The organism is Corynebacterium sp. DNF00584, from assembly GCF_001552965.1.
GTDB classification, from domain to species: domain Bacteria; phylum Actinomycetota; class Actinomycetes; order Mycobacteriales; family Mycobacteriaceae; genus Corynebacterium; species Corynebacterium phoceense.
Genome location: NZ_KQ959769.1, coordinates 127,119 through 153,012, shown reverse-complemented (window position 1 = coordinate 153,012; position 25,894 = coordinate 127,119). Strand labels below are relative to the sequence as shown.

At 65.1% G+C, this 25,894-nt stretch carries 24 protein-coding genes; 9 read left to right on the top strand and 15 right to left on the bottom strand.

Going from position 1 to position 25,894, the window contains the following annotated elements; genetic code table 11:
- Positions 1-161: 161 nt before the first annotated feature.
- Positions 162-839 (bottom strand): NAD(P)H-binding protein, encoded by a 678-nt coding sequence (locus HMPREF0307_RS11840; RefSeq protein ID WP_066493275.1) that lies wholly within the window; start codon positions 837-839, stop codon positions 162-164.
- A 53-nt stretch (positions 840-892) separates the two neighbouring features.
- On the opposite strand from HMPREF0307_RS11840, the gene HMPREF0307_RS13205 reads away from it, so the two are divergent.
- Positions 893-1,162, top strand: a complete 270-nt coding sequence (locus HMPREF0307_RS13205) for an ACT domain-containing protein (RefSeq protein WP_066493272.1) — start codon at positions 893-895, stop codon at positions 1,160-1,162.
- 6 nt (positions 1,163-1,168) lie between these two features.
- The gene (locus HMPREF0307_RS11830; RefSeq protein WP_066493269.1) at positions 1,169-2,533 is read left to right on the top strand and encodes a PFL family protein; all 1,365 of its coding nucleotides are present in this window, start codon (positions 1,169-1,171) and stop codon (positions 2,531-2,533) included.
- A gap of 55 nt (positions 2,534-2,588) precedes the next feature.
- Here HMPREF0307_RS11830 and HMPREF0307_RS11825 read toward each other — a convergent pair whose 3' ends face one another.
- The 13 genes from HMPREF0307_RS11825 to HMPREF0307_RS11760 all read right to left on the bottom strand — a co-directional run bounded on the left by HMPREF0307_RS11825 (position 2,589) and on the right by HMPREF0307_RS11760 (position 15,311).
- Entirely contained in the window at positions 2,589-3,668 is a 1,080-nt protein-coding gene (locus tag HMPREF0307_RS11825; protein ID WP_066493267.1) for an ATP-binding cassette domain-containing protein, read from the bottom strand.
- Entirely contained in the window at positions 3,659-4,339 is a 681-nt protein-coding gene (locus tag HMPREF0307_RS11820) for a CbiQ family ECF transporter T component (protein ID WP_066493265.1), read from the bottom strand. The genes HMPREF0307_RS11825 and HMPREF0307_RS11820 overlap by 10 nt, the downstream gene beginning before the upstream one ends.
- A gap of 4 nt (positions 4,340-4,343) precedes the next feature.
- Positions 4,344-5,105: a glycosyl transferase family 9 gene (locus HMPREF0307_RS11815; RefSeq protein ID WP_066493263.1), complete on the bottom strand. Its 762-nt coding sequence runs from the start codon at positions 5,103-5,105 to the stop codon at positions 4,344-4,346.
- A gap of 99 nt (positions 5,106-5,204) precedes the next feature.
- A complete protein-coding gene (locus tag HMPREF0307_RS11810; protein ID WP_066493261.1) occupies positions 5,205-5,414 on the bottom strand; it encodes a hypothetical protein in 210 nt (69 codons plus the stop codon).
- Positions 5,415-5,602: 188 nt separating this feature from the next.
- The gene (locus HMPREF0307_RS11805; protein WP_066493259.1) at positions 5,603-6,544 is read right to left on the bottom strand and encodes a nucleoside hydrolase; all 942 of its coding nucleotides are present in this window, start codon (positions 6,542-6,544) and stop codon (positions 5,603-5,605) included.
- Positions 6,544-8,175, bottom strand: a complete 1,632-nt coding sequence (locus HMPREF0307_RS11800; protein ID WP_066493256.1) for an ABC-F family ATP-binding cassette domain-containing protein — start codon at positions 8,173-8,175, stop codon at positions 6,544-6,546. Before HMPREF0307_RS11800 ends, HMPREF0307_RS11805 begins: the two co-directional genes overlap by 1 nt.
- Positions 8,176-8,769: 594 nt before the next feature.
- A complete protein-coding gene (locus HMPREF0307_RS11790; protein WP_066493253.1) occupies positions 8,770-9,180 on the bottom strand; it encodes a metal-sulfur cluster assembly factor in 411 nt (136 codons plus the stop codon).
- Positions 9,177-9,635, bottom strand: coding sequence for a Fe-S cluster assembly sulfur transfer protein SufU (sufU, locus tag HMPREF0307_RS11785; RefSeq protein WP_066493252.1), 459 nt, complete (start codon positions 9,633-9,635; stop codon positions 9,177-9,179). The genes HMPREF0307_RS11790 and sufU overlap by 4 nt, the downstream gene beginning before the upstream one ends.
- Before the next feature lie 11 nt (positions 9,636-9,646).
- A complete protein-coding gene (locus HMPREF0307_RS11780; RefSeq protein WP_066493250.1) occupies positions 9,647-10,915 on the bottom strand; it encodes a cysteine desulfurase in 1,269 nt (422 codons plus the stop codon).
- Between the two features lie 118 nt (positions 10,916-11,033).
- On the bottom strand, positions 11,034-11,792 hold the full coding sequence (gene sufC / locus HMPREF0307_RS11775; protein WP_066493245.1) for a Fe-S cluster assembly ATPase SufC: 759 nt from the start codon (positions 11,790-11,792) through the stop codon (positions 11,034-11,036).
- Between the two features lie 53 nt (positions 11,793-11,845).
- On the bottom strand, positions 11,846-13,045 hold the full coding sequence (gene sufD, locus HMPREF0307_RS11770) for a Fe-S cluster assembly protein SufD (protein ID WP_066493244.1): 1,200 nt from the start codon (positions 13,043-13,045) through the stop codon (positions 11,846-11,848).
- Between the two features lie 3 nt (positions 13,046-13,048).
- Entirely contained in the window at positions 13,049-14,455 is a 1,407-nt protein-coding gene (sufB, locus tag HMPREF0307_RS11765) for a Fe-S cluster assembly protein SufB (protein WP_141629215.1), read from the bottom strand.
- Positions 14,456-14,510: 55 nt separating this feature from the next.
- Positions 14,511-15,311, bottom strand: coding sequence for a helix-turn-helix transcriptional regulator (locus HMPREF0307_RS11760; protein WP_082723336.1), 801 nt, complete (start codon positions 15,309-15,311; stop codon positions 14,511-14,513).
- Positions 15,312-15,543: 232 nt separating this feature from the next.
- Here HMPREF0307_RS11760 and mptB point away from each other — a divergent pair, with 232 nt between their 5' ends.
- From mptB to HMPREF0307_RS11735, 5 genes are all read left to right on the top strand, one after another.
- Positions 15,544-17,331 (top strand): polyprenol phosphomannose-dependent alpha 1,6 mannosyltransferase MptB, encoded by a 1,788-nt coding sequence (gene mptB / locus HMPREF0307_RS11755; protein ID WP_066493239.1) that lies wholly within the window; start codon positions 15,544-15,546, stop codon positions 17,329-17,331.
- Between the two features lie 6 nt (positions 17,332-17,337).
- A complete protein-coding gene (locus HMPREF0307_RS11750; RefSeq protein WP_066493325.1) occupies positions 17,338-18,261 on the top strand; it encodes an ABC transporter ATP-binding protein in 924 nt (307 codons plus the stop codon).
- A gap of 25 nt (positions 18,262-18,286) precedes the next feature.
- Positions 18,287-19,069: an ABC transporter permease gene (locus HMPREF0307_RS11745; RefSeq protein ID WP_066493235.1), complete on the top strand. Its 783-nt coding sequence runs from the start codon at positions 18,287-18,289 to the stop codon at positions 19,067-19,069.
- Between the two features lie 166 nt (positions 19,070-19,235).
- On the top strand, positions 19,236-20,171 hold the full coding sequence (locus tag HMPREF0307_RS11740) for a COX15/CtaA family protein (protein WP_082723340.1): 936 nt from the start codon (positions 19,236-19,238) through the stop codon (positions 20,169-20,171).
- A 20-nt stretch (positions 20,172-20,191) separates the two neighbouring features.
- On the top strand, positions 20,192-21,157 hold the full coding sequence (locus tag HMPREF0307_RS11735) for a quinone oxidoreductase family protein (RefSeq protein ID WP_066493232.1): 966 nt from the start codon (positions 20,192-20,194) through the stop codon (positions 21,155-21,157).
- 96 nt (positions 21,158-21,253) lie between these two features.
- Here the strand turns inward: HMPREF0307_RS11735 and HMPREF0307_RS11730 are convergent, their stop codons facing one another.
- Positions 21,254-22,198 (bottom strand): heme o synthase, encoded by a 945-nt coding sequence (locus HMPREF0307_RS11730; RefSeq protein WP_066493320.1) that lies wholly within the window; start codon positions 22,196-22,198, stop codon positions 21,254-21,256.
- Positions 22,199-22,551: 353 nt separating this feature from the next.
- On the opposite strand from HMPREF0307_RS11730, the gene tkt reads away from it, so the two are divergent.
- A complete protein-coding gene (gene tkt / locus HMPREF0307_RS11725) occupies positions 22,552-24,684 on the top strand; it encodes a transketolase (RefSeq protein ID WP_066493228.1) in 2,133 nt (710 codons plus the stop codon).
- Positions 24,685-24,719: 35 nt separating this feature from the next.
- Positions 24,720-25,805, top strand: coding sequence for a transaldolase (gene tal, locus HMPREF0307_RS11720; protein ID WP_066493226.1), 1,086 nt, complete (start codon positions 24,720-24,722; stop codon positions 25,803-25,805).
- Positions 25,806-25,894 lie beyond the last annotated feature (89 nt).

Below are 25,894 nucleotides of genomic sequence, written 5' to 3'. Positions count from 1 at the left end.
CTATAGTGTGCAACTGAAAAAGTTCTCCACAGGCTTTCCTGAGAAAAACTTGCGTTGTGGTGCGGATTCGGTACTATGGCGCGCCCGCGCGAGGCACCCTCATGGTGGGCGGAAAAACTACGGCCCGGCGGCCTGCAGAAGACCGCCGGGCGGATACGGATCTAGATGGACGCGACGGAGTCGGAGCCGTCAATGAACGCCAGCGGCGACTCCGGGAATGAGTCGCGGGAAACGACCTCCGTGACGACGTCGGCGACAAGCTCGCGCGAGGTGTGCGTGTCCTTGGCGCCGGAAGCCTCGTCCGGCACGACCTTTAGGCCGCCGGCGGGTTCCTCGGTGAGCGCGGAGGGGCCGAGAATGAGGTAGTCGAGCGAAGAGATGTTAAGGCGGGCATCGACAGTCTTCTTCGCCGAAACGTAGGCGTCCCAGGAGTTGCCCTCCAGCGACGGGGAATTCTGAGTCGCCCCGATGTAGGAAATCATGACCAACTTAGGGACAGCGCGGTCCGAGGCGGCGAGAGCCTCCAAGGCGTCGATGACGGTGAGCGCACCATCGCGGTCCACGGCGGTGGTCAGCTCAGCGCCGCCGCGGCCGCCGTTGCCGGCGCCCCAGACCACGACGTCGACGCCGTCGAAGAGCTTCTCCCAGTCCGTCTGCGTCAGCGAAGTAATGTCGCCGAGTACCGGCTGCGCCCCCAACTCCCGCAGCTCGTCGAAGTATTCTTTCTTGCGCACGAGCGAGCGCACGGTGTGACCCGCGGAGACGAGCTTCGGTGTGGAAAGTAGCCCGATCTTGCCGTGGCCGCCGATGTACATGACAGTTTTAGTAGTAGAGGGCATGCCGCCCCACCGTACCACCGACGTAGGAGCGCAGCCGTATAGAATACACAGACATGTATGCCATCATGACTGTCACCGGTGCAGACTCCACCGGCATTATCGCCGCCGTCACCACCGCGATCGCGGAGAAGAACGTCAACGTCGTCGACGTCTCGCAGACCCTCATGTCGGGTTTCTTCACCATGATCCTGCGCGTCGAGTTCGACGAGAAGGAAACGACCATCGCGGACCTCCAGACGCACATGGCTCCGGTCGCCGAGGCCACCGGCCAGGCCATTCGCCTGCAATCCGAGGCCATCTTCACCGCTATGCACGAGGTCTAAGCAGCCATGTCGACACGTTTTAATACCTCCGGTGTCATCGACACCATCGAGATGATCGACAAGTACCGTCTCGATATCCGCACCGTGACCATGGGCATCTCCCTGCTCAGCTGCGCGCGTTCCACCATGGCGGAGACCGCGCAGGCCATCTACGACCACGTCACCCGCCAGGCTTCCCGCCTCGTCGAGGTGTGCGAAGGCATCGAGGCCGAGCTTGGCATCCCCATCGTCAACAAGCGCATCTCCGTCACGCCCATCGCGCTCGTCACCGCCGGCGTGGACGGCAGCCCGGTTGAGGCCGCCAAGGCGCTCGACAAGGCGGCCAAGGAAGTCGGCGTCAATTTCGTCGGCGGCTACTCCGCCCTCGTCGAGAAGGGCGCGACCACTGCGGACAAGCGTCTCATCAACTCCATCCCGGAGGCCCTCGCCAACACGGACGTCGTCTGCTCGTCGGTCAATATCGCGTCGTCGCGCGCCGGCATCAATATGAACGCCGCCAAGCGTCTCGGCGAGATTATCAAGGAGTCCGCGGAGCTTACCAAGGACGATTCCGCCATCGCGTGCGCGAAGCTCGTCGTCTTCGCCAACTCCGTAGGCGATAACCCGTTTATGGCCGGCGCCTTCCACGGCATCGAGGAGCCGGATTGCGTCGTCTCCGTCGGTGTCTCCGGCCCTGGCGTCGTCGACCGCGCGCTCGGCTCGCTCGAGGGCGCCACCCTCGACCAAGTCGCCGAGGAAATCAAAAAGGCCGCCTTTAAGATCACCCGCGCCGGCCAGCTCGTGGGCAACCTCGCGGCGGAGCGTCTCGGCGTGCCGTTCGGCATCATCGACCTCTCGCTTGCCCCCACCGCCGAGCTCGGCGACTCGGTAGCGCACATTCTCGAACACATGGGCCTGGACCAGGTCGGCACGCACGGCACCACCGCGGCGCTCGCGCTGCTCAACGACGCGGTGAAGAAGGGCGGCATGATGGCCTGCTCCCGCGTAGGTGGCCTCTCCGGCTCCTTCATCCCGGTCTCTGAAGACAAGGGCATGATCGACGCCGTGCGCTCCGGCAGCATGAAAATCGAGAAGCTCGAGGCCATGACGGCCATCTGCTCGGTGGGCCTCGACATGATTGCGATCCCGGGCGACACCTCGGCCGAGCTTATCGCCGGCATGATTGCGGATGAGGCAGCCATCGGCGTCATGAACCATAAGACGACCGCCGTGCGCGTCATCCCGGTTCCGGGTACGCAGCCCGGCGACGAAGTCAACTTCGGCGGACTCCTCGGCTACGCCCCGGTCATTCCGGTCAACCAGGTGGGCAATTCCACCTTCATTCACCGCGGCGGCTTCATCCCTGCCCCGGTCCACGGTTTCCGCAACTAGCTTGCCGATGCCCCCTTCTCCCCGCCGCCGCAGCCCAGCGCGAGCCCAAGGACGGTCACACGGTGTTGATGCTGCACTCGCGCACCGTGGCATAGGCCGTGATCTCTGCGACGAATGCTGGGTCATGGCACGTGATGATAAGCGCGGAGCCGGCGCTGAGCGCGCGGTGCAGGAGAGAGTGCAGGGCGGTGCGGCCGGTGGCATCGGCAAGCGTGTCGGGCTCGTCGAAGACCACGACTTCGCGGCCCTGCGCTACGGTGGCCGCGACCTGGGCTACGCGCAACTGCGAGGCCGACGCGTCGAGGGGATGCTCGTCCGGCGGAAGCCCTAGCTCTGCGGTGAGCGCGGCGTCGCCCACGAGCTGCGCGAGCGTTGGGGTAATCGCCTGGTCCATGGGCGATTGAAGGGCCATGCCGAGCGAGGAGTGCGCGGGCTCGTGGCCGTCGAGTCCCGCGGCAGCGCGCAGAAGCGTCGTCTTGCCCGAGCCGTTGCCACCGCGCAGCCACGTGACACCGCCATGCTGCACCGGGATGGTGACGGGGCCGACGGCAAACTCGGCGTGCTCGGGGGCTTTGAGCTTCCACCAGCGTCGGCGCTGCGTGCCGCGGGTGGCGCTGAGCGGCCCGAGGGTGAATCCGTCGCCGGGCGCGACGGGCGTGAGGTCGGGTCGGGTGGAACGGGTGTCCGCCTGGACGAGGACGACGGCGGTCTCCCCCAGCCCGTGGAGCAACAGTTCGACTTGGGCGCGCGAGTTGGGATCGAGGCCGGCGTAGGGCTCGACGACGATAAGCACCTTGGGATGTGCGATGGCGACGGCCGCGCAAACAAGGCGGCGGGTCTGGCCGCCGGAGAGCCGGGCCGGGTCGCGTTCGGCCAGCTCGGTGAGACCGACGGCGGCGAGCATGTCTTCGACGCGTGCGGCCATCTCGGCGCGCGGGGTTCCGCGGTGCTCGAGGGCCAGGGCGAGTTCTTCGCGGACGGTGGCGCGCAGGAGCGAGACGTGGGCAGAGGCGTCGGCGCCGATGACGGTGTCGACGCCCCACTGCGTCGCGAGCTGGTGGGCGACCTCGTCGGCGTTTTCGTCGAAACCGACCGTGACGGTCGTGACCTCGCCGGGAATGGGTTCTAGAACCATGCGATAACCACCGTAGCGAGAACGAGGAAGCAGCGCAGCGCGCGTTGTGCTGCAGAGTCTGGGACCGGTTGAAGGAGGGTGCGCGGGCCGGGCTCGTCGAAGCCGATGGCGGCGAGAGCGTGGCCTCGCTGGGCGCCCTGCGTGAGCAGTCGCGCGATGACCGGGATGATGACGCGCGGACCGACGTTGCGCAGGCCGATCTTCACACCGGCGAGGCGATTGGCGTCGCGGACTGCGGACATGGCCTGGCGGCCCTGCGGCAGGGACTGCAGGGACGCACCGACGACGTAGGCGGCCTTATATCCGACGCGAGAGACCTGCATCCACTTGGAGACCTCGGAGACAGACAGCGCGGCGGCCGCGGCGAGGACGCAGCCCATAAGGGCGGCGAAGCGCAGGGACAGCGAGCCTGCGAGCGCCAGGCCATCGCTGGTGAGGAGGGGTGCGATGCGGTGCTCGCCGTAGGGGGCGTGGATGAGCACCATGGACAGCGCCGCCGGCACGGTAAGCGCCAGCGTCGTGGCGATGACGGCGACCGAGCGCGCAGCCCAGGTGCCGAGCACGAGTGAGAGGGAAAGGATAAGCGCCGAGGATAGCGGCGTATTAACCGCCACCACGAGGAACCAGCCGCACGCGGCGGCGAGCAAGACGGTGGCGGGGTGTGGGGACATGGGGCTAGGCGGCATCGGCAGGCTGGGGGCGCAGGGAGGCCAGCGTGCGCTTGGGCAGGGCCTTGAGCGCGGCCCAGACGATGAGGAAGACGATGGCCTTATCCAGCGGATCCGAGATGAAGGACTGCATGGTCACCGAGGCGAGCAGCGAATTGCCGAGCTCGCGGAAGAGCGAGACCACGGCGCCGGTACCTACGCCGGCGGTGCCGCCGTAGACGAAGGCCGCGACGGGGGCGGCGATGGCGCCGGTGATAATGCCGATGATGGCGCCGGAGACGATGACAGACCACCAGTGCTTGAACGCGCCAGACTTGACGGCCAAGCCGGCGAGCCAACCGGTGGCGGCGGCGCCTGCGGCGAATGGGAGGGCCGCGGGGTTAATGAGGCCCCAGACGACGGACGAGAGCGTGCCGGTAGCCAGGCCCGCAATGGGGCCGGCGAGCGCGGAGACGAGGACCGTGCCCACGGAGTCGAGGTAGAGCGGCAGGCCGATGGTACCGACGATCTCGCCGACTACGATGTTGAGCACGAGCGCGACGGGGATGACGGCGATGGTGCGTGCGGGCAGCGACGGCAGGGAACCAGCGAGGAGCAGGATGGCGCCTCCGACGTAGCCGCCGAGCGTAATGAGTGCGGAGCTCGAGCCCGCCACGGATTCCCAATCGGTGGGTCGGGCGAGGACGAGGTACAGCCAGGTGAAGAGAACGAGCAAGCCGCCGATAACGACGAGCGTCCGGCGCGCGGGAGTAAGCGAGAGTTGTGACATGTGTTCCTTAAGAGGTCGGCCGCGCGGGGCGCGGTACACGAATGGAGCACGTGCGCGTTCCTATGTCACCTCGGACGCGGCGTGCAAACAGCCCATAGTTTACGACGCGAGCGCGGTGGCACAAACTTGAGGCACGCGGGGGTGACGAGAAAGGCCGAAGGCCTGCCGCTGGTTGTGCTGGCGGCAGGCCTTCTTGGAGTTGAGCTTCTTCTTGTCCGGTATCCGTGTTGCGCGGGCACGCAGGACAAGATGCTCCTGGAGTTGCTCGGGGTTCATCTTCCACATGGAGCGGTCTTTCTTTTGCGCCATCACACCTCCTTTCGCGGTCAGAGTCTTCAGAGACGTGGCTTAGTCTAGCGTCTGCGACGTGTCCGCGATGTACAGGTCAAGCGCCTTCCAGACTTTTCCTGCCGAAGAGGATGATGCAGAACAGCTCGGGAAGCCCAATGGTCATGGTCTTTCGCAGAAAGGGGTGGACTCCCCGACCCTAACACCCGCTACTCGGCGAGGAAACGGGCTGCGCGGAGAAGTTCGGTGTGGGCGGCGTCGATGTCGGCGGCCGTGACCAGACGGGCGTTGTGCGGGGCGTCCCAGTGACTGCGGAGGTCGGCGACGGAGGTGCCGCGCAGGAGCGGCGAGTCGGCCTCGACGGCGATGGTGGTATCGACGGCGTCGAAGGTGATGCGGTCGAGCGCGATCATCGTCGTGAGGAGATCGTGAATCTGGGCTTGGTAGCCCTCGCCTTGGGCCTCGTGGAATTCGAAGTAGAAACGCAGCAGTTCGGGCAGGACGGTCGCGATGGGCGCGTCGCCTAGGACGTCAATGAGTTTGTCGAGACGCGGCGAGTCTATGAGGAATTGTTCGGTGACCTCGAGCGAACACAGCGTGGCTAGGTGGCCGGAGTGCCCTAGTTTCTCAAAGAAGCGCGCGGCTGCGTGCGGATCCACATGGAAATTCCACTCCGCCGTGGGCGTCGTGTTGCCGCGGTAGTTCACGGCGCCGCCCATGACGGTGAGCGACGCGAAGTCGTCGAAGCTGCGGCCGGCGGCCCACGTCGCGGCGTTCGTAAGCGGCCCCGTGATAATGAGGTGCGCGCCGACTGCTTGCGCACGCCTCCAGATGGCCCGCCAATCCGCTGCAAACTCATAGGAGTCCGGCGGCGAGAGATAGCCCACGCCGTGCGGGCCGTGGGTCTCCGGCGTCGTGACAAGCGGGACGGCGAGGGGGCTGGGCTGGCCGGGAGCAACGGGGACTTGGCTGAGGCCGAGAGTTTCCAACGCCCACGCGGCGTTGCGCGCGGTCTCCCCCACGCTCACATTGCCAGCAGACGTGGTCACGCCCACGAGCTCAATCTCGCCGACGTGATGGAGCGCGGCGAGGTAGGCCAACGCGAGGGTGTCGTCGATGCCCGGGTCACAGTCGAGAAGAACGCGCTGCATTAGGCGAGCTCCACGATCTCCATGTACTCATCGTTCCACAGGTCCTCGTCGCCGTCGGGCATGATGATGACGCGCTCAGGCTTGAGGGCTTTGACCGCGCCCGGGTCGTGGGTGACGAGGACGACGGCGCCGGTGTAGGTGCCCAGCGCCTCGAGGACCTGTTCGCGCGATTGCGGGTCGAGGTTATTGGTGGGCTCGTCGAGGAGCAGCACGTTGGCACGGGACGACACGAGCGTGGCCAGGGCCAGACGCGTTTTCTCACCGCCGGAGAGCGTGCCTGCGGGCTGTTCCAGCTTGTCGCCGGAGAACATGAATGCGCCGAGCAAGCCGCGCAGGTCCTGCTGGCCGGCGTCGGGGCAGGCCTCGATGGTGTTTTCCCACACCGTCTTGTCCGGGTCGATGGTGTCGTGTTCCTGCGCGAAGTAGCCAATGCGCAGGCCGTGGCCCGTAACAATGCCGCCCTCGCCGTCCGTGCGCTCGACGCCCGCGAGGAGTTTGAGCAGCGTGGTCTTTCCGGCACCGTTATAGCCGAGCACGACGACGCGGGAGCCCTTGTCGATAGCGAGATCGACGCCCGCGAACACCTCGAGGGAGCCGTACATCTTGGTAAGCCCGTGCGCGTTCATAGGGGTTTTGCCGCAGGGCGCCGGCTCCGGGAATTCGATGTGCGCGACCTTGTCGGCGACGCGGACGTCGTCAAGCTGGTTCATCATGCGGTCGGCGCGCGCGAGCATCTGCTTGGCGGCGGCGGCCTTCGTGGCCTTGGCACCCAGCTTGGCGGCCTGCTTTTTCAAGGCCGAGGCCTTCTTCTCCGCGTTGGCGCGCTCGCGGCGACGGCGGGCCTCGTCCGTGGCGCGGGCGTCGAGGTACTTCTTAAAGCCCATGTTGTAGACGTCCGCCTCGCCGCGCACGGCGTCGAGGAACCACACCTTGTTCACAACGGCTTCGAGCAGCTCGACATCGTGGGAAATCATGACGAGCCCGCCCTCGTGCTTAGCGAGGAAGCCGCGCAGCCACGTGATCGAGTCCGCGTCCAGGTGGTTGGTGGGCTCGTCAAGGAGCAAGGTGGTCTGGGACTTGCCTTCGCCTGACGATGCCGCGAACAAAATCTGCGCCAGCTCCACGCGACGGCGTTGGCCGCCTGACAGGATCTTTAACTGCTGGTCGAGGATGCGCTGCGGCAGGCCTAGATTGTCGCAGATCTGTGCGCACTCCGCGTCAGCTTCGTAACCGCCGAGGCCGTGGTACTCCTCCTCGAGGCGGGAGAACTTGCGGATGGCCTTGTCACGGTGCTTATCGTCCGTGGCGGTTTCCATGATCTCCTGTTGCTTGGCCATGCGGCGTTTGATGTCGTCGAGGCCGCGGGCGGAGAGCACGCGCTCGCGCGCGGTCTGCTCGATATTGCCCTCGCGGGAGTCCTGCGGGAGGTAACCAATGGGGCCCGAGCGGGTCACGGAGCCGCCGTAGGGCTCCGTCTCCCCTGCCAGGATGCGCATGGTCGTCGTCTTGCCCGCTCCGTTGCGGCCGACCAGGCCGATACGATCCCCAGGCTGGACGCGTAGGTGCTGGCCCGGGGCGTCGAGCAGGGTACGGGCGCCGACGCGCACTTCGAAATCATTGGTCACAATCACAAGGAGCCAGTCTATCAACCCGGATTTCTAGGTGGAACTCGCCACCAACTCGCTAGCACAGCTATATTGTGCGGCTATCGCGCACAGCGGCACGGCGGCCCACCGCCGGCTGGCACCGAGTAGACACAGACGTTTCCCTTTGGACATGCGCGTCCCCCAATCTGCCTAGTGCGCTGCGTCCCATCGCTGCCGATGAACAGGATGTGTTCACGACGGCGGGACACGAAGCCTTTCAACGAGGACTCGAAGATGCCGTCGGCCCTATCGACGAGCCTGGCCGTCGCGGCCGCGCATCATAATCGGGGAATCGAGGAACGCTTCCCGGAAGTCGCCGTATGTGGATAAGCGGAACGTCCACTTCTACGTCAACCGCCTGGGGTTTCACATCGTCGAGTTCTACAACCCGCACCATCCGGAACCTCACGCGCCGACTGACGGTCATCGCGAGGACTGCGAGAAGCGCGAAACTCCCCTCCTCCACAGCATCGATGACTACTTCTTCCGGTTCGAAAAGCGGCGCGGTGAGGCCCCCGATACGCGACAACCCGCGCTCACGCGTAGGTGCGCAAGTGCGAGTTGGTGCGTTCGGACTGCTTAGACCGCGAAGCCGAGGGCCTGGAGCATTTCGCGGCCCTCCTCGGTGATCATGTTCGGGCCCCACGGCGGCATCCAGACCCAGTTAATCTGGACGGCTTCGGCCAGCTTGTTGCCGACCACGGCGTCTTCGACCTGTTCGCCGATGACGTCCGTGAGCGGGCAAGCTGGCGACGTGAGCGTCATATTGATCATGACAGTCTCCTTGCCGTCGACCTCTTCGAACCAGAGGTCGTAGACGAGGCCGAGATCGACCACGTTGATGCCGAGCTCGGGGTCGATGACGTCACGCATATATTCGGTGACGTCAAAAGCCTTGGAAATCTGTTCCTCGGTCTGCGGCGGGCGCTGGCCGCCGCCGTCAAAGTTCGAGCTTTCGTTCTGGTACGGATCGATGAGTTCGTCGCTCATTGTTTATTCTCCAGTTCGTTGAGGGCGTCCGCAGTGGCGGCCTGGAAGGCCTTCCAGCCGAGGAGTGCGCATTTCACACGGGCTGCATATTTCGCCACGCCGGCAAAGGCAATGCCGTCGCCGATGAGGTCCTCGTCGCCTTCGTACTCGCCACGCGAGGTGACCATGTGGTCGAAGTCCTCGAGTTTCTTCATGGCTTCCTCAACGGGCAGGCCGACGACTTCTTCTGCCATGACGGACGTGGAGGCTTGCGAGATGGAGCAGCCTTCGCCGTGGTACGAAACGTCCTCGACGGTCGTGCCGTCGTCCGAGAGCTGCACGCGGAGGGTGAGCTCGTCGCCACAGGACGGGTTGACGTGGTGCACCTCGGCCTGGAACGGGTCGCGCAGGCCAGCATGATGCGGGTGCTTGTAATGATCCAGGATGACGTCCTGGTACATGGAATCAAGGTTCATGGTGCACTTCCCTACTTTGCGTCGTCTTCGTCGACGCCATCGACGCGGAAGAACTTACGTGCGTAGTGGATGGCCGCGACGAGCGCGTCCACTTCCTCGCGGGTGTTGTACAGGTAGAAGCTCGCGCGGGTCGTCGACTGAGCGTCGAGAGCGCGGTGCACAGGCCACGCGCAGTGGTGGCCGGTGCGCACGCACACGCCCTGATCGTCGAGGACCTGGCCGAGGTCGTGCGGGTGGATGCCCTCTACGCTGAAGGACACGGCGGAACCGCGGTTTTCCGGGGTGGTCGGGCCGTAGATGCGCAGGCCCGGAATCTTCTGCAGCTCCTCAAGCGCGTAGGCGGTGAGTTCCTGCTCGTGCGCATGGATCTTGTCCATTCCGATCTCACTGAGGAACTCGACGGCGGCGCCGAGGCCGACGACCTGCGAGGTCATCTGGGTGCCGGCCTCGAAGCGCTGCGGCGGCTCGGCGAAGGTGGTGCCTTCCATCTTCACGATCTGAATCATGGAGCCACCGGTGAGGAAGGGCGGGAGCTGATCCAACAGTTCGCGCTTGCCGTACAGGACGCCGACGCCGGACGGGCCGCACATCTTGTGGCCGGAGAACGCAGCGAAGTCGACGTCGAGCGCGTGAAAGTCGACCGGCATGTGCGGCACGGACTGGCACGCGTCGAGGACCACCATGGCACCCACGGCGTGGGCGCGGCGAACGAGCTCCTCGACGGGAGCTTGGGCTCCGGTAACGTTCGACTGGTGGGTAAACGCGACAACCTTGACAGAGTCGTCGAGCTCGAGCGAGTCGAGATCAATGCGGCCATCGGCGGTCGCCGAGTACCACTTAAGGGTCGCGCCAGTCCGGGCGGCGAGCTCCTGCCAGGGCACTAGGTTCGCGTGGTGCTCGACCTCGGTGATGACGATGGTGTCGCCTTCGCCGACGTAGAGGTCGCCCGCACGCTTATCGCCAAGCACGAAGGCGACCTCGTTGAGGGCCTCGGTGGCGTTCTTGGTAAAGGCGATCTCGTCGCCGTCGGCGCCGACGAACTTCGCGATGTTCTCGCGCGCGGTCTCGTAGGCATCCGTGGCTTCCTCCGCGAGCTGGTACGAGCCGCGGTGCACGGGAGCGTTGGTATGGAGGACAAAGTTCTCCTCAGCCTTCCACACCGACAGCGGGCGCTGCGAGGTGGCACCCGAGTCGAGGTAGACCAAGGGCTTATCCTCGCGCACGGTGCGCGAGAGGATCGGGAACTGTTCCCGGATGGCGGTCACGTCTAGGTCAGACATGACACCTCCTTGTTGAAAATCACGTCTAAGTTTGTGTCTAAATATTCGGTTATGCCGCCATGCGGCGGTGGGACGCGAAGGCCCGCCGGGAATGGTCCTGGCGGGCCGGGCGCGGGTGCTACTTGATGAACTTCTCGTAGCCCTCAGCTTCAAGCTGGTCTGCCAGTTCGGCACCGCCCGTCGTGATGATGTGGCCGTTGGCGAAGACGTGGACAAAGTCCGGCTTCACATAGTTGAGGATGCGCTTGTAGTGCGTAATCATGAGAATGCCGCCGCCGGTCTCCTCCTGGTAGCGGTTAATGCCCTCGGAGACGATGCGCAGGGCGTCGACGTCAAGGCCGGAGTCGGTCTCGTCCATGATGGCGAACTTCGGCTTGAGCAGGTCGAGCTGCATGACCTCGTGGCGCTTCTTCTCGCCGCCAGAGAAGCCCTCGTTGACGGAACGGTGTGCAAACGACTTATCGATGTCGAGCTTCTCGCGGGCGGAGGTGAGCTCCTTGTTCCACTCACGAAGCTTCGGGGCCTCGCCGCGGACGGCGGAGACGGCGGAGCGCATGAACTGTGCCATCTTCACGCCGGGGACCTCGGTCGGGTACTGCATAGCGAGGAAGAGGCCGGCGCGAGCACGCTCGTCGACGGACATCTCGAGGACGTTCTCGCCGTCGAGGAGGATCTCGCCGGAGGTGACCTCGTACTTGGGGTGACCAGCGATGACGTAGGACAGCGTGGACTTGCCGGAGCCGTTGGGGCCCATGACGGCGTGGGTCTCGCCGGAGTTAATGGTGAGGTTGACGCCCTTGAGAATCTCCTTGGGAGTCTCATTCTCATCGGACGGAACGACCTGCGCGTGGAGGTCTTTGATTTCCAGGGTAGACATATAAGTTTTCCTGCTTTCGCTAAAAGGCGTGTGGGTGCGTGACGCGGGGTGTTTTAGGCGTTGATCTTGGCAAGCTCAGCAACGACGCGAGCCTCGAGGTCCTCGCGGAGGGACTCGACCGGAATGCGGCCGATGACCTCGGAGAAGAAGCCGTGGATGATGAGGCGGCGGGCCTCAGCCTCCGGAATACCGCGAGACATAAGGTAGAACAGCTCGAGGTCGTCGAAGCGGCCGACGGTGGCGGCGTGGCCGGCACCGACGATCTCGCCGGTCTGGATCTCCAAGTTCGGGATGGCGTCTGCACGCGCGCCCTCGGTGAGGATGAGGTTGTTATTGGTCTCGTAGGTGTCGGTGTTCGTGGCAGACGAACGGATGAGCACGTCGCCCACCCAGCAAGTGCGAGCTTCGTTGCGGTTCGAGGCGCCCATCGCGGCGACGGGGTTCGCGTCGTCTTGGCCGGCGACACCCTGGAGCGCGCCCTTGTAGAACACACGGGAACGGCAGTTCGGCACGTCGTGGTCCACGAGCAGGCGGTTCTCGAAGTACTGGCCGGAGTCCGCGAAGTAGACGCCGAGCATTTCGGCATCGGCACCCGGGGCGTCGAAGACGACGCGCGGGACGAGACGGACGATCTCGCCGCCGAAGACCGCAGTGTTGTGGCGGAAGACGGCGTCGCGGCCGAGCTTGACCACCTGGTGGCCGAGGTGGACCGCGTCATCTTCCCAGTCCGCGTCGACGACGACGGTGACGTTTGCGCCATCACCGAGGATGAACTCGACGTTATCCGCGTGCGTGCCGGAGCCAACGTACTTGAGCACGACGGTGGCCTGCGCGTGGTGGCCGACCTGGATGGAGGTCGCGCCAAAGGAGGTCACTCCCTCGCCAGCACCCGTGATGGTGATTTCCACCGGCTCGGCCGGGGTGGCCTCAGCGTCGATGGTCACAAGCTGAGCCTCGGGCATGGAGGTCCATGCCTGCGCCGCGACACGGTCGGCGGGGGCACCGGCAGTGCCCAAGCGGGCATCGGAAGGCTCAAGCCTCTCCGTGGAGACGCCAGCCGGCGTGGTGACCTGAATCTTCTGCGCGACAACCGGGGCGAACTGGCCGTTGTGCAGGCCGCGGAGCTTGCGCAGCGCGATAAAGCGCCAGACCTCGTCGCGGCCGTGCGGGACCGGGAAGTCCTCGACGTTGAAGGAAGTAAACTGATCGCCCTTCGTGACGTCAGCCGGGTTGAATTCGTTGGAGGCGACCACTGTCTAGCCCACCGATCCTTCCATCTGCAGTTCAATAAGGCGGTTGAGCTCGAGGGCGTATTCCATCGGGAGCTCCTTGGCAATCGGCTCGACGAAGCCGCGGACGATCATCGCCATGGCTTCCTCTTCCTCGAGGCCGCGGGACATGAGGTAGAACAGCTGCTCCTCAGAGACCTGGGAGACCGTTGCCTCGTGGCCGAGCGTGACGTACTCGTTGCGGATGTCGTTGTACGGGTACGTGTCCGAACGCGAGGTGTTATCCACGAGCAGGGCGTCACACTCGACGTTGGCCGTGGAGTGGTACGCGTTCGTGTTGACCTGGACCAGGCCGCGGTAGGCGGCGCGGCCACCGTTGCGGGCCACGGACTTAGAAATGATGTTGGACGACGTGCGCGGTGCCATGTGAACCATCTTGGAGCCGGTGTCTTGCACCTGGCCTTCACCTGCGAACGCCAGGGAGAGGACTTCGCCTTTGGCGTGCTCGCCGGTCATCCACACGGACGGGTACTTCATGGTGACCTTGGAGCCGATGTTGCCGTCGACCCATTCCATGGTGCCGCCCTCTTCGACCTTGGCGCGCTGGGTCACGAGGTTGTAGACGTTGGTGGACCAGTTCTGAATGGTGGTGTAGCGGCAGCGTCCGCCCTTCTTCACCACGATCTCGATGACACCGGTGTGCAGGGAGTCCGAGTTATAAATCGGGGCGGTGCAGCCCTCGATGTAGTGCACGTACGCGTCCTCTTCGACGATGATGAGGGTGCGCTCAAACTGACCCATGTTTTCGGTGTTGATGCGGAAGTAGGCCTGGAGCGGGATGTCCACGTGCACGCCCTTGGGGACGTAGACGAAAGAGCCGCCGGACCAGCAGGCGTTGTTCAGGGCGGAGAACTTGTTGTCGCCGGCCGGGATAACGGTGCCGAAGTACTCTTGGAGGATTTCCGGGTACTCGCGCACGGCGGTATCGGTATCGACGAAGATAACGCCCTGGGCCTCAAGATCCTCGCGGATCTTGTGGTAGACAACCTCGGACTCGTACTGTGCGGCGACGCCGGAGACGAGACGCTTCTTTTCTGCGTCCGGAATACCCAGCTTGTCGTAGGTTTCCTTAATGTCAGACGGGAGATCGTCCCAGGTCTGCGCCTGCTTCTCGGTGGAGCGAACGAAGTACTTAATGTTGTCGAAGTCGATGTCCGAAAGATCGGGGCCCCAGGTCGGGACCGGCTTCTTGTTAAAGATGCGCAGCGCCTTGAGACGGGACTCCAGCATCCATTCCGGCTCGTTCTTCTTCGCCGAGATGTCACGGACGACGTCTTCGCTCAGGCCGCGGTGTGCAGCCTGGCCAGCCTCGTCCGAGTCATGCCAGCCGTAGTCGTAACCACCGATGGAGGAGATGATCTCGTCATCACTCATCTTGGTTTCAAGCCCCGGTGCCGGTTGTGTTTGAGTCACAGCCCGCTCCTTTCACTTACTTTTTATCGATTACTGTCAGGGGGATATTTACGGGGATATTCGTGGTGCAGATGCCGTGACCGTCCGCAATAGAGGCCAAGGGCTGCACGTGTGTGCCTAATAGGGCGGAAAAGACTTCCTGCTCCGCCTCGCACAGCTCCGGGTGCTCCGCCGCGACGTGCACGACCGGGCAATGGTGCTGGCAGATCTGGATGCCGTGACCCGCGTTCGTCACCGTCGCGGCATAACCGTGGGCATCGAGCGCCTCGGCCAGCTTGCGGGCGGTGTCTTCCACGTCCTCGCCGGCGTCCGTCAACGGAGCGACGTCGTCGAGAAGACGCTGGAAGCGCGCCTTGGCGAAGAGCTTGACGGCCTCGGGTCCGCCCACGGCGCGCAGCGCGTCGAGGGCATCGGAAGCCAGCTCATCGTAGGCGTGGCCGAAATGGGCACGGCCCTGATCCGTGAGGCGGAAGTGTTTGGCCGGACGTCCACGCCCACCGGACCCGAGCTTGCCGGGGCGATGGACGATTTCGGTAAGGCCGTCTTCCACCAGAATGTCTAGATGCCGGCGCACGCCGGCGGCGGAAAGCCCAAGCTTCTTTCCCAGGTGGGATGCCGTCACAGGACCGTCTTTGAGCATGAGAAGCATAATCTGGCGGCGGGTGTCCCCCTCCGTCGACCGGGTTTCTTTCTGCACGTCTGCCTCGCGGGACGGCTGCGCGTGTTTCTTTTCTGCGCGTGCGGTGCGCGTGGAGCGCGTGCCGCGCGTAGCAGTTGTCTTCGAGGCGTTGCTGCTCGCCGAAACGGAGCGGGTCATCTCCTCGTCCACCTCCTGCTGGTTGTGGCGCCGTGTAGCGCGGCGCCGACATGAATAGAGAATCCTCATTCTGAGAAGTCCAAAGGGGCTTTACGCCTTTAGACAACACTAGTGTTCCCTAATTCATTCCCAAATGCCACCAGGGCTGCTCGACGGCGTGTCGTTGGTGCCCCCATTCCCCGTGTCGACCGGTATTCGGGCCCAAGTCGGCCTGCCCGCTAAAGTAGGGCGGGTGAAGGAGAACAACGCGGACCACGCGAGCACGACGGATACGTCGGCCCTGCGCGACGCTCTTCCGCGCCTCGGCGCCCCGGGCTCGCGTTCGGCGCTGCTCCATGCAGACGGCGCCACCGGAACCGAGTCTGACGCGCGCTTCGACCTCCTGCCTGTCGATGCCCCCGTGACGGAGCGCTCCACCATCAATCAGCTGCGCCGCTTCTTTGCGCTGCGCTGGATGGGTACGGCAGGCTCCCTGCTCATTGCATTCGGCGGCCTGGGTGCCGGCGCTTTGCCCGTGGTGGGCAATCCGTACGATAACGTGCCCTCGGGCGCGCTCATGTCGCGGCTGTTGCAGAGTTCCTCGGCGCTCGTCTTCGTCGGGATCGGCCTGCTCGTCGTGGCATGGGTAGGCATGGCGCCGTTTGTAGGCCACCGGATCCATCTGCCGCGCTACCGCTGGCGCGCGAGCGAGAAGGACCCGCGGGGTTGGTACCTCGTGCGTCCCGCCACGCCGCGCCGTGTACAACGGCTCGTCACCGAAGGTCAGATGTGGCGCACGTGGGCCGGCTGGGTCGTCCCGCTCATTTTCACTGCACCGTTGTTTACACAGGACATTTACTCGTACCTCGCCAACGGGTCCATCGTTCACCAGGGGCTCGACCCATACGCAGGCGGTCCGGTGGAGATCCTGGGCGCGGATAACCGGCTCGCGCGCTCTGTGCCCTTCATCTGGGCCAACTCTCCCTCGCCCTATGGGCCGGTCTCGCTCGGGCTCGCGGCTGCCATCAGCGTACTCACCCACGACTCGATTATGGCCGGGGTCATCGCGCACCGCCTCCTCTCGCTTGCAGGCATCGTCGCCGCGGGCTGGGCCACGGGACGCCTCGCCCGCCGCTGCCGCGTCTCCCCCGCCGCCGCCCTCTGGCTCGGCGTCCTCAATCCGCTCGCCATCCTCCATCTCGTGGGCGGCATCCACAACGAGTCCATCCTCTTGGGCCTCGTCCTCGTGGGCGTCGAGCTGGCGTTACGGGGCATCGATAAGCTGGGCCGCCTGGGTGACTGGCGCTGGCTGGGCTGGCTTATCGCCTCGGGCGTGCTCATAAGCTGCGCGGGCATGGTCAAGGTCACCGGCTTTATTGGGCTCGGTTTTACGGGCATGGCGCTTGCGCGCTGCCTCGCCCTGCGCCGCGGCTACTCGACGGCCCGGGCACTCGCGACCGCGGTCGCGGTCCAAGTCGTGACCCTGGCTGCATCCATTCTCGCGGTCTCGGCCATCACGGGGATCGGCCTCGGCTGGGTCACCGGTCAAGGTGGCGCTGCGACCATTCGTTCCTGGATTTCCATCTCCACGGACATCGGCGTCATCACCGGCTTCCTGGGCATGCTCCTGGGCCTGGGCGACCACACGGACGCCATCCTGTCTGTCACGCGCGCGGCCGGCGTGTTGCTCGCTGGCGCGTTTATGCTCCGCATGCTCTGGGCCACGTACCGCGGCGCCATCCATCCCGTGGGCGGCCTTGGCGTGGCCACCGCCGTCCTCGTCGCGCTCTTTCCCGTCGTGCACCCCTGGTACATCCTGTGGGCTGTCTTTCCCCTGGCAGCGTGGGCAAACCGCCATTTCTTTCGCACCATCGTCGTGGCGTATTCGGTGCCCATGAGCTTCTTCGTGCTGCCCCGCGGCTTGGGCCTGCCGCCGGGCACGGTGCTCGTCATCTACCTTGCAGCGCTGGGCGCCTTCGCGGTTGTTGCTGGGACATGGGCGCTTCTTTTGCGTCGCGCGGGGCTTCATGACTTAGACTGAGTGTCCGTGAATACAACTTTTGACGGACACGAGGCAGCGCTCATCGTCGACTCTGTGGTCAAGGCTTTCGGCGCCACCCGCGCCGTCGACGGCCTGAGCTTCCACGTGAGCCGCGGCGAGCTGCTGTGCTTCCTCGGTCCCAATGGCGCCGGCAAGACGACGACCATCGAAATGTGCGAGGGCTTTGCCGCCCCCACCTCGGGCTCCATCCGCGTGCTGGGCCTTGACCCAGCGACGAATCCGGACGGCGTCCGCGAGCGCATCGGCATCATGCTCCAAGGCGGCGGCTCCTACTCCGGCATTCGCGTCCGCGAGATGCTTGAACTAACCGCGCGCTACTCCCGCAACCCGCTTGACCCGGACTGGCTCATCGAGGTTCTCGGGCTCGAAGGCGTGGCGAAGAATACCTACCGGCGCCTCTCCGGCGGCCAGCAGCAGCGCCTCTCACTCGCGCTCGCGCTCATCGGCCGCCCCGAGCTCGTCTTTCTCGACGAGCCCACCGCCGGCATGGACGCGCAGTCGCGCCTCGCGGTGTGGGAACTCATTCGCGCTCTCAAGCGCGACGGCGTGACCGTCGTACTCACCACCCACCTCATGGACGAGGCCGAGGCCCTCGCGGACCGCGTCATCATCATCGACCATGGCCGCAAGGTCGCTGAGGGTACCCCCGCGGAGCTCATGGACGACAACCGCGGCGCGCAGCTCACCTTTGAGACCGATTGCGAGGTTGACCTCGCCGCACTTCCAGTCAAGGCCGTCGCGCAGCGCCCCTTGCACTACGCGCTTGCCGATGCCCCCACTCCTGCCACCATCGCCGCCCTCACCGCCGCACTCGCCGACCAGGGCGTGCTCCTGCGCCGCCTCGACGCGGCACACGCAACGCTCGAGGACGTCTTCCTCGAACTCACCGGCCGCGAACTGCGCAGCTAACTCACGTTCAAGTTTTGGAGACACCATGACGACATATCAACCCGGCACCTTCACGCCAGCGCCCCAGCGCGCCGGCGTGGGCGCCATCCTCAAGGCGCAGGGCGCCATCGAGTCGAAACTCTTGCTGCGCCACGGTGAGCAACAGCTGCTCAGCATCGTCATCCCCATCATGCTGCTCATCGGCGGCGCGCGTCTCGGCGACGCTGTCTCGCTGCCCGGCAGCGCCCAGGCCAACGGACTCGACGAGCTCTTCCCCATGGTCCTCGCCGTCGCGGCGACCTCGGCGGGCTTTACGGGCCAGGCCATCTCGCTCGCCTTCGACCGCCGCTACGGCGCGCTCAAGCGCACCGGCGCCTCGGGCGTGCCCGCGTGGGCCATCATCGGCGGCAAGATCATCGGCGTGGCCTCGATGGTCCTTGTCCAAGTGGTCGTGCTGGGCCTGACGGCTTATCTCGTGGGCTTTCGCACCTCACCGGGCGGCGTGCTGCTCGCGGCCGTCACACTCGTCTTCGGCGTCGCGGCGTTTACCGCGCTCGGCCTCATCCTAGGCGGCACGATGTCGAGCGAGCTCGTCCTCGCTCTCGCCAACCTCGTCTGGTTCCTGCTGCTCGGCGTCGTGGGCTGGGCCATGTACTCTACGGGCCTGGGCCACAACGGCGTATTCACGCTCGTGCCCACGGTGGCACTCGCCGGCGGGCTCACTGACGCCTTCCGCGGCGAGATTCCACTCTTCCAGATCCTCGTCCTCGTGGGTTGGGCGGTCGCCGCGTCGGCTATCGCGGTGAAATGGTTCCGGTTCGACGGCTAAAACCTGCTGAATGTGACTTTTATCTTGAATAGGTCCGGTACGGCCCTAATTGTTACGGGAAGTTCCGTGAAGAAAGGTAACCTCAAGAATCGTGAACATCTCTGAACGTATTCGTCTCTTCTTCCGCGAGGCCGTGCCCACCTTGCACCAGCAGCGCGTTATCGCGATGATCCTGCTGCTGTGCCAGGGCGGGATCACAGTGAGCGGTTCCATCGTCCGCGTCACCGGATCCGGCCTGGGCTGCGATACGTGGCCCAATTGCCAACAAGGCTCTCTCGTGCCCGTGCAGGGCGCGGCGCCTGCCATTCACCAGGCCATCGAGTTCGGCAACCGCCTCCTCACCTTCGTCGACGCCGCGGCCGCTGCCGCCGCTGTCATCGCCATGTACATGGCCTGCCGCCGCACCGAACTCAAGGTCTACGCCTGGCTCAACGTAGCCGGTATCGTGCTGCAAGCGGTCATCGGTGGCATCTCCGTCCACCTTGACCTGCGTTGGTGGGCCGTGGCGCTCCACTTCCTGCCGTCCATGGTCCTCGTCTGGCTCGCCGCGATGCTCTACAACCGTATCCTCCAGCCGGATGACGGCACCCCGGAGCACACCTTCCCGCAGTTCATCCGCTCGCTGGCCGTCGTGGCCACCGTTGCACTGTCCGTCGTCCTCATCACGGGCACGATGGTCACCGGCTCGGGCGTCCACTCCGGCGACGACGGCGTGGGCATGGAAGGCCGCCTCGAGGTCGACACCGAGTGGATGGCACTCACGCACGCGTTCTGCATGTACATCTACCTCATTCTCACCGTGGTCACCGTCATCATGCTCTACCGCCACCGCGCACCGCAGGTGGCGAAGAAGGCGGGCCTGGTGCTCATCCTGGCGATTGTGATTCAGTGGGCCATCGGCGTCATTCAGTTCCGCCTCGGCATTCCGCGGTGGACCGTCCCCGTCCACATCGCCATGTCGTCTGTGGTCACTGCCTTTACCGCACTGCTGTGGTCGAACGGCATGATCCGCTCCTACGGCACGCTGGATCTCATCACCGGCTCACCGCGCGGTGACGAAAAGTATGCCCTGCGCCGCGAATCTCTAGCGGCACGTGTCTAGGGTTCGGTAGCCTAAGTAGCATGTTTGCTATTCAGGTTTCCCGCCCCGGCGGCCCAGAAGTCCTCGAGTACGTCGAGGTCAACGCCCCCACTCCCACCGACGATCAGGTCTTGGTCGCCGTGGACGTGGCGGGCGTTAACTATATCGACACCTACTATCGCGAGGGCATTTATCACGCGAAGACCCCCTTCGTCCCCGGGTTTGAGGGCACCGGCCGTGTGCTCAAAGACCCGCGCGGCGAGATTGCCGAGGGCACCAAGGTGGCCTGGGACCAGTCCTTCGGCTCCTACGCGGAGCAGGTCTGCGTCGACCGCAACCGCCTCGTCGCCGTGCCCGATGATTTCTCCGACGAGGTTGCAGCCTCCATGCTCCTCCAGGGCATCACGGCGCACTACCTCACGCACGGCGTCTACCAGCTCGGTGAGGGCGCGTCCTGCCTCATCACCGCCGGCGCCGGCGGCGTAGGCCTCATCGCCACCCAGATGGCCAAGACGCTCGGCGCGACCGTCTACACGGTCGTCTCCTCCGACGAGAAGGAGCAGCTGTCCTACGACGCTGGCGCCGACCATGTCTTCCGCTACTCCGAGGGCCTGGCCGAGGAAGTCCGCCGCTTCAACGGCGGCCGCGGCGTCGACGTTGTCTACGACGGCGTGGGTAAGGACACCTTCCAGGAATCCCTCGAGGTCGTTCGCCCTCGCGGCACGGTCTGTCTCTTCGGCGCTGCATCTGGCCCCGTCCCGCCGGTCGACCCGCAGGTGCTCAACACGCACGGCTCTGTCTTCCTCACCCGCCCGTCCATCGGCGCGTGGACGTCCCAGGAAGGTGAGTTCCAGATGCGCGCCCAGGCCGTCGTCCAAGCGGTCGCCGACGGTCACCTCTCGTTCCGAGTCGCAGCGAGCTACCCACTCAAGGACGCAGCCCAGGCGCACCGCGACCTCCAGGACCGCAAGACCACCGGCTCCATCGTCCTGCGCGTCCACGACTAAGCATCGACAACCCAGAAGGGATCCGCCAGACGGGTTCTAGCCAGTTCCAATACTCGCTCGATACCCTCTGCGGATCCCTTTTTTGTGCGGAAGCCCCTAGAAGAGCACCGCCGACCAGCCGAGCATGCGGCCGATGGGCTCCCAGCCCACCACGGCGTCGATGGACAAGCCAATGAAGAGCACGGACAGGTAATTGTTCGAGTAGATGAACAAGCGCATGGGCTTGACCTTCTCGCCCTTCTTCACGCCTTGGTGCAGGCGCACGGCCATCCACAGGAAGACCGCGCCCGAGAGAATCGAAGCGACCAGGTAAATCCAGCTTGCCGCCGGAATGATGAGGAAGGACACGATGAGCGTGCCAATCGTATACCAGATGATTTGGCGGGTGACGACGACCTCGGGGGCGACCACGGGGAGCATCGGCACGCCCGCCGCCTTGTAGTCCTCGCGGTACTTCATGGCCAAGGCCCACGTGTGCGGCGGGGTCCAGAAAAAGATGATGAGGAAGAGCACGATGGCCTGCCACCAGCGGTCGGGCTCGGCGTCGGGCGCGTTATCGCGGATGACGGCCCAACCGACCATGGCGGGCATGCAGCCGGCGAGGCCGCCCCACACGATGTTCTGGCTGTTGCGCATCTTCAAAAACTTCGTGTACACGATGGCATAGAAAAAGTTCGTGAGGATGACGAAGAAGGCCGCGAGCCACGAGTGAGCGAGCACGCCCAGCCACAGCACGGACAGCGCCAGCATGATCCACGCGAAGATGGCGGCGTTGCGGCGCGTCACGGTGTGGCGGACTAGGGGACGTGCGCGGGTGCGCTGCATCTTCTGGTCGAGCTCGAACTCAAGCACGTTGTTAAAGGTGTGCGCGGCGGCCGCGCCCATCCAGCCGCCGAAGATGGTGGACACGATGAGCCACAGGTTGTCGGCTACGGCGTCGACGCCGCGCTGCGCCTGGAGCATGGCCGGGATGGCGGCGACGAGAAGGAGCTCGATGATCCTCGGCTTCGTCAGCGCAATATAGGCCTTGATTGTCTCCAAGGGATAGCCCTCCAGCTTTCCAATTCGCATGTGTATCCAGCGCCGCGGCCTGTACCCCGGCGGGAAGGTGCGCAGCCCCACAAGGCGCGCATTCTAAGTAGTCGCATGTGCTTATTCAAAAGTTCCCGTGGTCCGCGCGCTGATTTTCTACAGGTTGCCTCCGCAGGTCGGCCAGCGCGCAGCGCGAAAGGTGCGCCAACAGCACCCCACAGACTACCGGTAAGTGGGCAGAGATCCCGAATCTGGCGCGCGGAGGAATTATTGGTGGGGGTAAGCGGCGTGGCCGTCTACACTAAAAGGGGTCAGTTAATAGATATGTATACGAGAAGAGTGAGTGAGGTTTAAAGACTCTTATGTCGACGTCCCCCTCGAATTCCACCGCCCCAGCGCTGACCCCAGAGCTGGAAGCCAAGACGGTCCGCAACTATCCCGCCGACTGGAGCGATCTGGACACCAAGGCGATCGACACCGTGCGCGTGCTCGCTGCCGATGCCGTCCAGAACTGCGGCTCCGGCCACCCCGGCACCGCCATGTCCCTGGCTCCCCTGGCGTACACGCTCTACCAGCGTGTCCTTAACCACGATCCGAAGGACCCCGAGTGGGCTGGCCGTGACCGCTTCGTGCTGTCGGTCGGGCACTCCTCGCTCACCCAGTACATTCAGCTCTTCCTCGGCGGCTTCGGTCTCGAAATGGACGACCTTAAGGCACTGCGCACATGGGGCTCGCTCACGCCGGGCCACCCGGAGGTCCACCACACCAAGGGCGTCGAAATCACCACGGGCCCGCTGGGCCAGGGCCTCGCGTCGTCTGTGGGTATGGCGATGGCCGCCCGCAAGGAGCGCGGTCTATTCGACCCGGAGGCTCCCGCCGGCGAGTCCCCGTTCGACCACTTCATCTACACTATCTGCTCCGACGGCGATGTCCAGGAGGGCGTAACCTCTGAGGCCTCCTCGCTGGCTGGCACGCAGAAGCTGGGCAACCTCATCGTCTTCTGGGACGACAACAACATCTCTATCGAGGACGACACCAACGTCGCCTTCCAGGAAGACACCGCGGCCCGCTACGAGGCCTACGGTTGGCACGTCCAGACCGTCGAGTCCGGTGAGGACGTCGTGGCCATCCTCGAGGCCGTGAAGAAAGCCCAGGCGGAGTCCGAACGTCCGTCTTTCATTCGCGTAAAGACCGTCATCGGCTACCCGGCCCCGAACAAGATGAACACCGGTGGCGTCCACGGCGCTGCCCTGGGTGACGACGAGGTCGCCGCTGTCAAGGATGTCCTCGGCTTCGATCCCGAGCAGTCCTTCTTCATCGAGGACGAGGTCCTCGCGCACACGCGTAAGCTCACCGAGCGCGGCGCCGCCACCCACGCCGAGTGGCAGAAGAAGTTCGACGCGTGGGCTACGGCCAACCCAGACAACAAGGCGCTCTTCGACCGCATGACCGCCCGTGAGCTGCCGGCCGACTTCGACGCGGAGCTGCCCGTGTGGCAGGCCGGTGAAAAGCTCGCCACCCGCAAGGCCTCCGAGGCCGCCATCCAGGCGCTCGCTGCCAAGGTTCCGGAGATGTGGGGCGGCTCCGCCGACCTCGCTGGCTCTAACAACACGGTCATCAAGGGCGCGGATTCCTTCGGTCCGGACTCCATCACGACCACTACATGGACCGCGTCGCCTACCGGCCGCAACCTCCACTTCGGCATTCGTGAGCACGGCATGTCCGCCATCATGAATGGCATCGCCCTGCACGGCAATACTCGCGTCTACGGCGGCACGTTCCTCATCTTCTCCGAGTACATGTACCCCGCCGTCCGCCTGGGCGCGCTCATGTCCACGGATACCTACTACGTGTGGACGCACGACTCCATCGGCCTCGGCGAGGACGGCCCGACCCACCAGCCGGTCGAGACCCTCGCTGCCCTGCGCGCCATCCCGAACCTCTCCGTCATCCGCCCGGCCGACGCGAACGAGACCGCCCAGGCCTGGGCCGCCGCGTTCGAGTACAAGGCCGCTCCGAAGGGCCTCGCGCTCTCTCGCCAGGGCCTGCCAGTGCTTGAGGGCACCGCAGAGAAGGCTCACGACGGCGTGCGCCGCGGCGCCTATGTCTTGGTGGAGGGCTCCAAGGAGACCCCGGACGTTATCCTCATCGCCACCGGCTCCGAGGTTCAGCTCGCCGTCGAGGCCGCACAGACCCTCGAGGAGGCCGGCACCGCCACCCGCGTCGTCTCCGCGCCGTGCCTCGAGTGGTTCGACGAGCAAGACGAGGCCTACCGCGAGTCCGTCCTCCCGTCCGCCGTTCGCGCCCGCGTCTCCATCGAGGCCGCCGTCGCCATGCCGTGGTTCAAGTACACCGGCACCTTCGGCCGCAACGTCTCCCTCGAGCACTTCGGCGCTTCCGCCCCGGCCGAGGAACTATTCGAGAAGTTCGGCTTTACTGCCGATGCCGTCGTTACGGCCGCCCAGGAGTCCCTGGCCGCCGCAGCCAAGGCCTAAATTTTGCACCTACGCGCAAAGGAGTTTTGTTGAGTATGAGCAACTACATTGACACGCTGCACACCCTGGGCACCTCCACGTGGCTCGATGACCTCTCCCGAGATCGCCTCCAGTCAGGCAACCTGCAGGAGATCATCGACACGAAGTCCATCGTCGGCGTGACTACCAACCCGGCCATCTTCGCTGCGGCGATGGGCCAGGGCACGGCCTATGACGAGGACATCGCCAAGCTCAAGGCGGAAGGCGCGTCCGTGGACGAGGCCGTCTACTCGCTCGCCATCGACGACGTCCGCGCTGCGTGCGACGTCTTCGCGCCCATTTACGAGGCCTCTGGTCACAAGGACGGCCGCGTGTCCATCGAGGTCGACCCGCGCATTTCTGACGATGCCGCCGCGACCATCGCCCAGGCCCGCGAGCTGTGGGCCAAGGTCGACCGCCCCAACCTCATGATCAAGATCCCGGCGACGGACGGCTCCTTGCCGGCCATCTCGGACGCGCTGGCCGAGGGCATGTCGGTCAACGTCACGCTGATCTTCTCCGTGGCGCGCTACCGCCAGGTCATCGCCGCGTTCAAGGAGGGCATCCGCCGCGCCGCCGAGGCTGGCGTTGACGTGCGCACCATCCACTCCGTGGCCTCCTTCTTCGTCTCCCGCGTCGACACCGAGGTCGACAAGCGCCTCGAGGCGATCGGCTCTGAAGAAGCACTCGCACTGCGCGGCCTCGCCGGCGTGGCGAACGCACACCTCGCTTACGGCCTCTTCGTCGACGAGTTTGCGAACGCCACGGATCTGCCGGAGGGCACCAACGTCCAGCGTCCGCTGTGGGCGTCGACCGGTGTGAAGAACCCGGAGTACCCCGCCACGCTTTACGTCTCCGAGCTCGCTGGTCCCAACACGGTCAACACTATGCCGGAAAAGACCATCGACGCCGTTCTCGATTTGGGCAACCTGCACGGTGACACACTCACCGGCACCGCTGCCGCGGCCCAGGAGACCTTCGACAAGCTCGCTGCCGTCGGCATCGATTTCGACGATGTTTTCGCCGTCCTCGAACGTGAGGGTGTAGAGAAGTTCGTCGCCGCCTGGAACGAGCTGCTCGAGTCCATGAGCGCCCGCCTCTAGTCGCCGCCACGCGCGCTATTTACGGCCGACACCGCCTCACCGCGGTGCCGGCCTTTTCACGTTGTGGGCACCGTGGAGCCGCCGCGCGC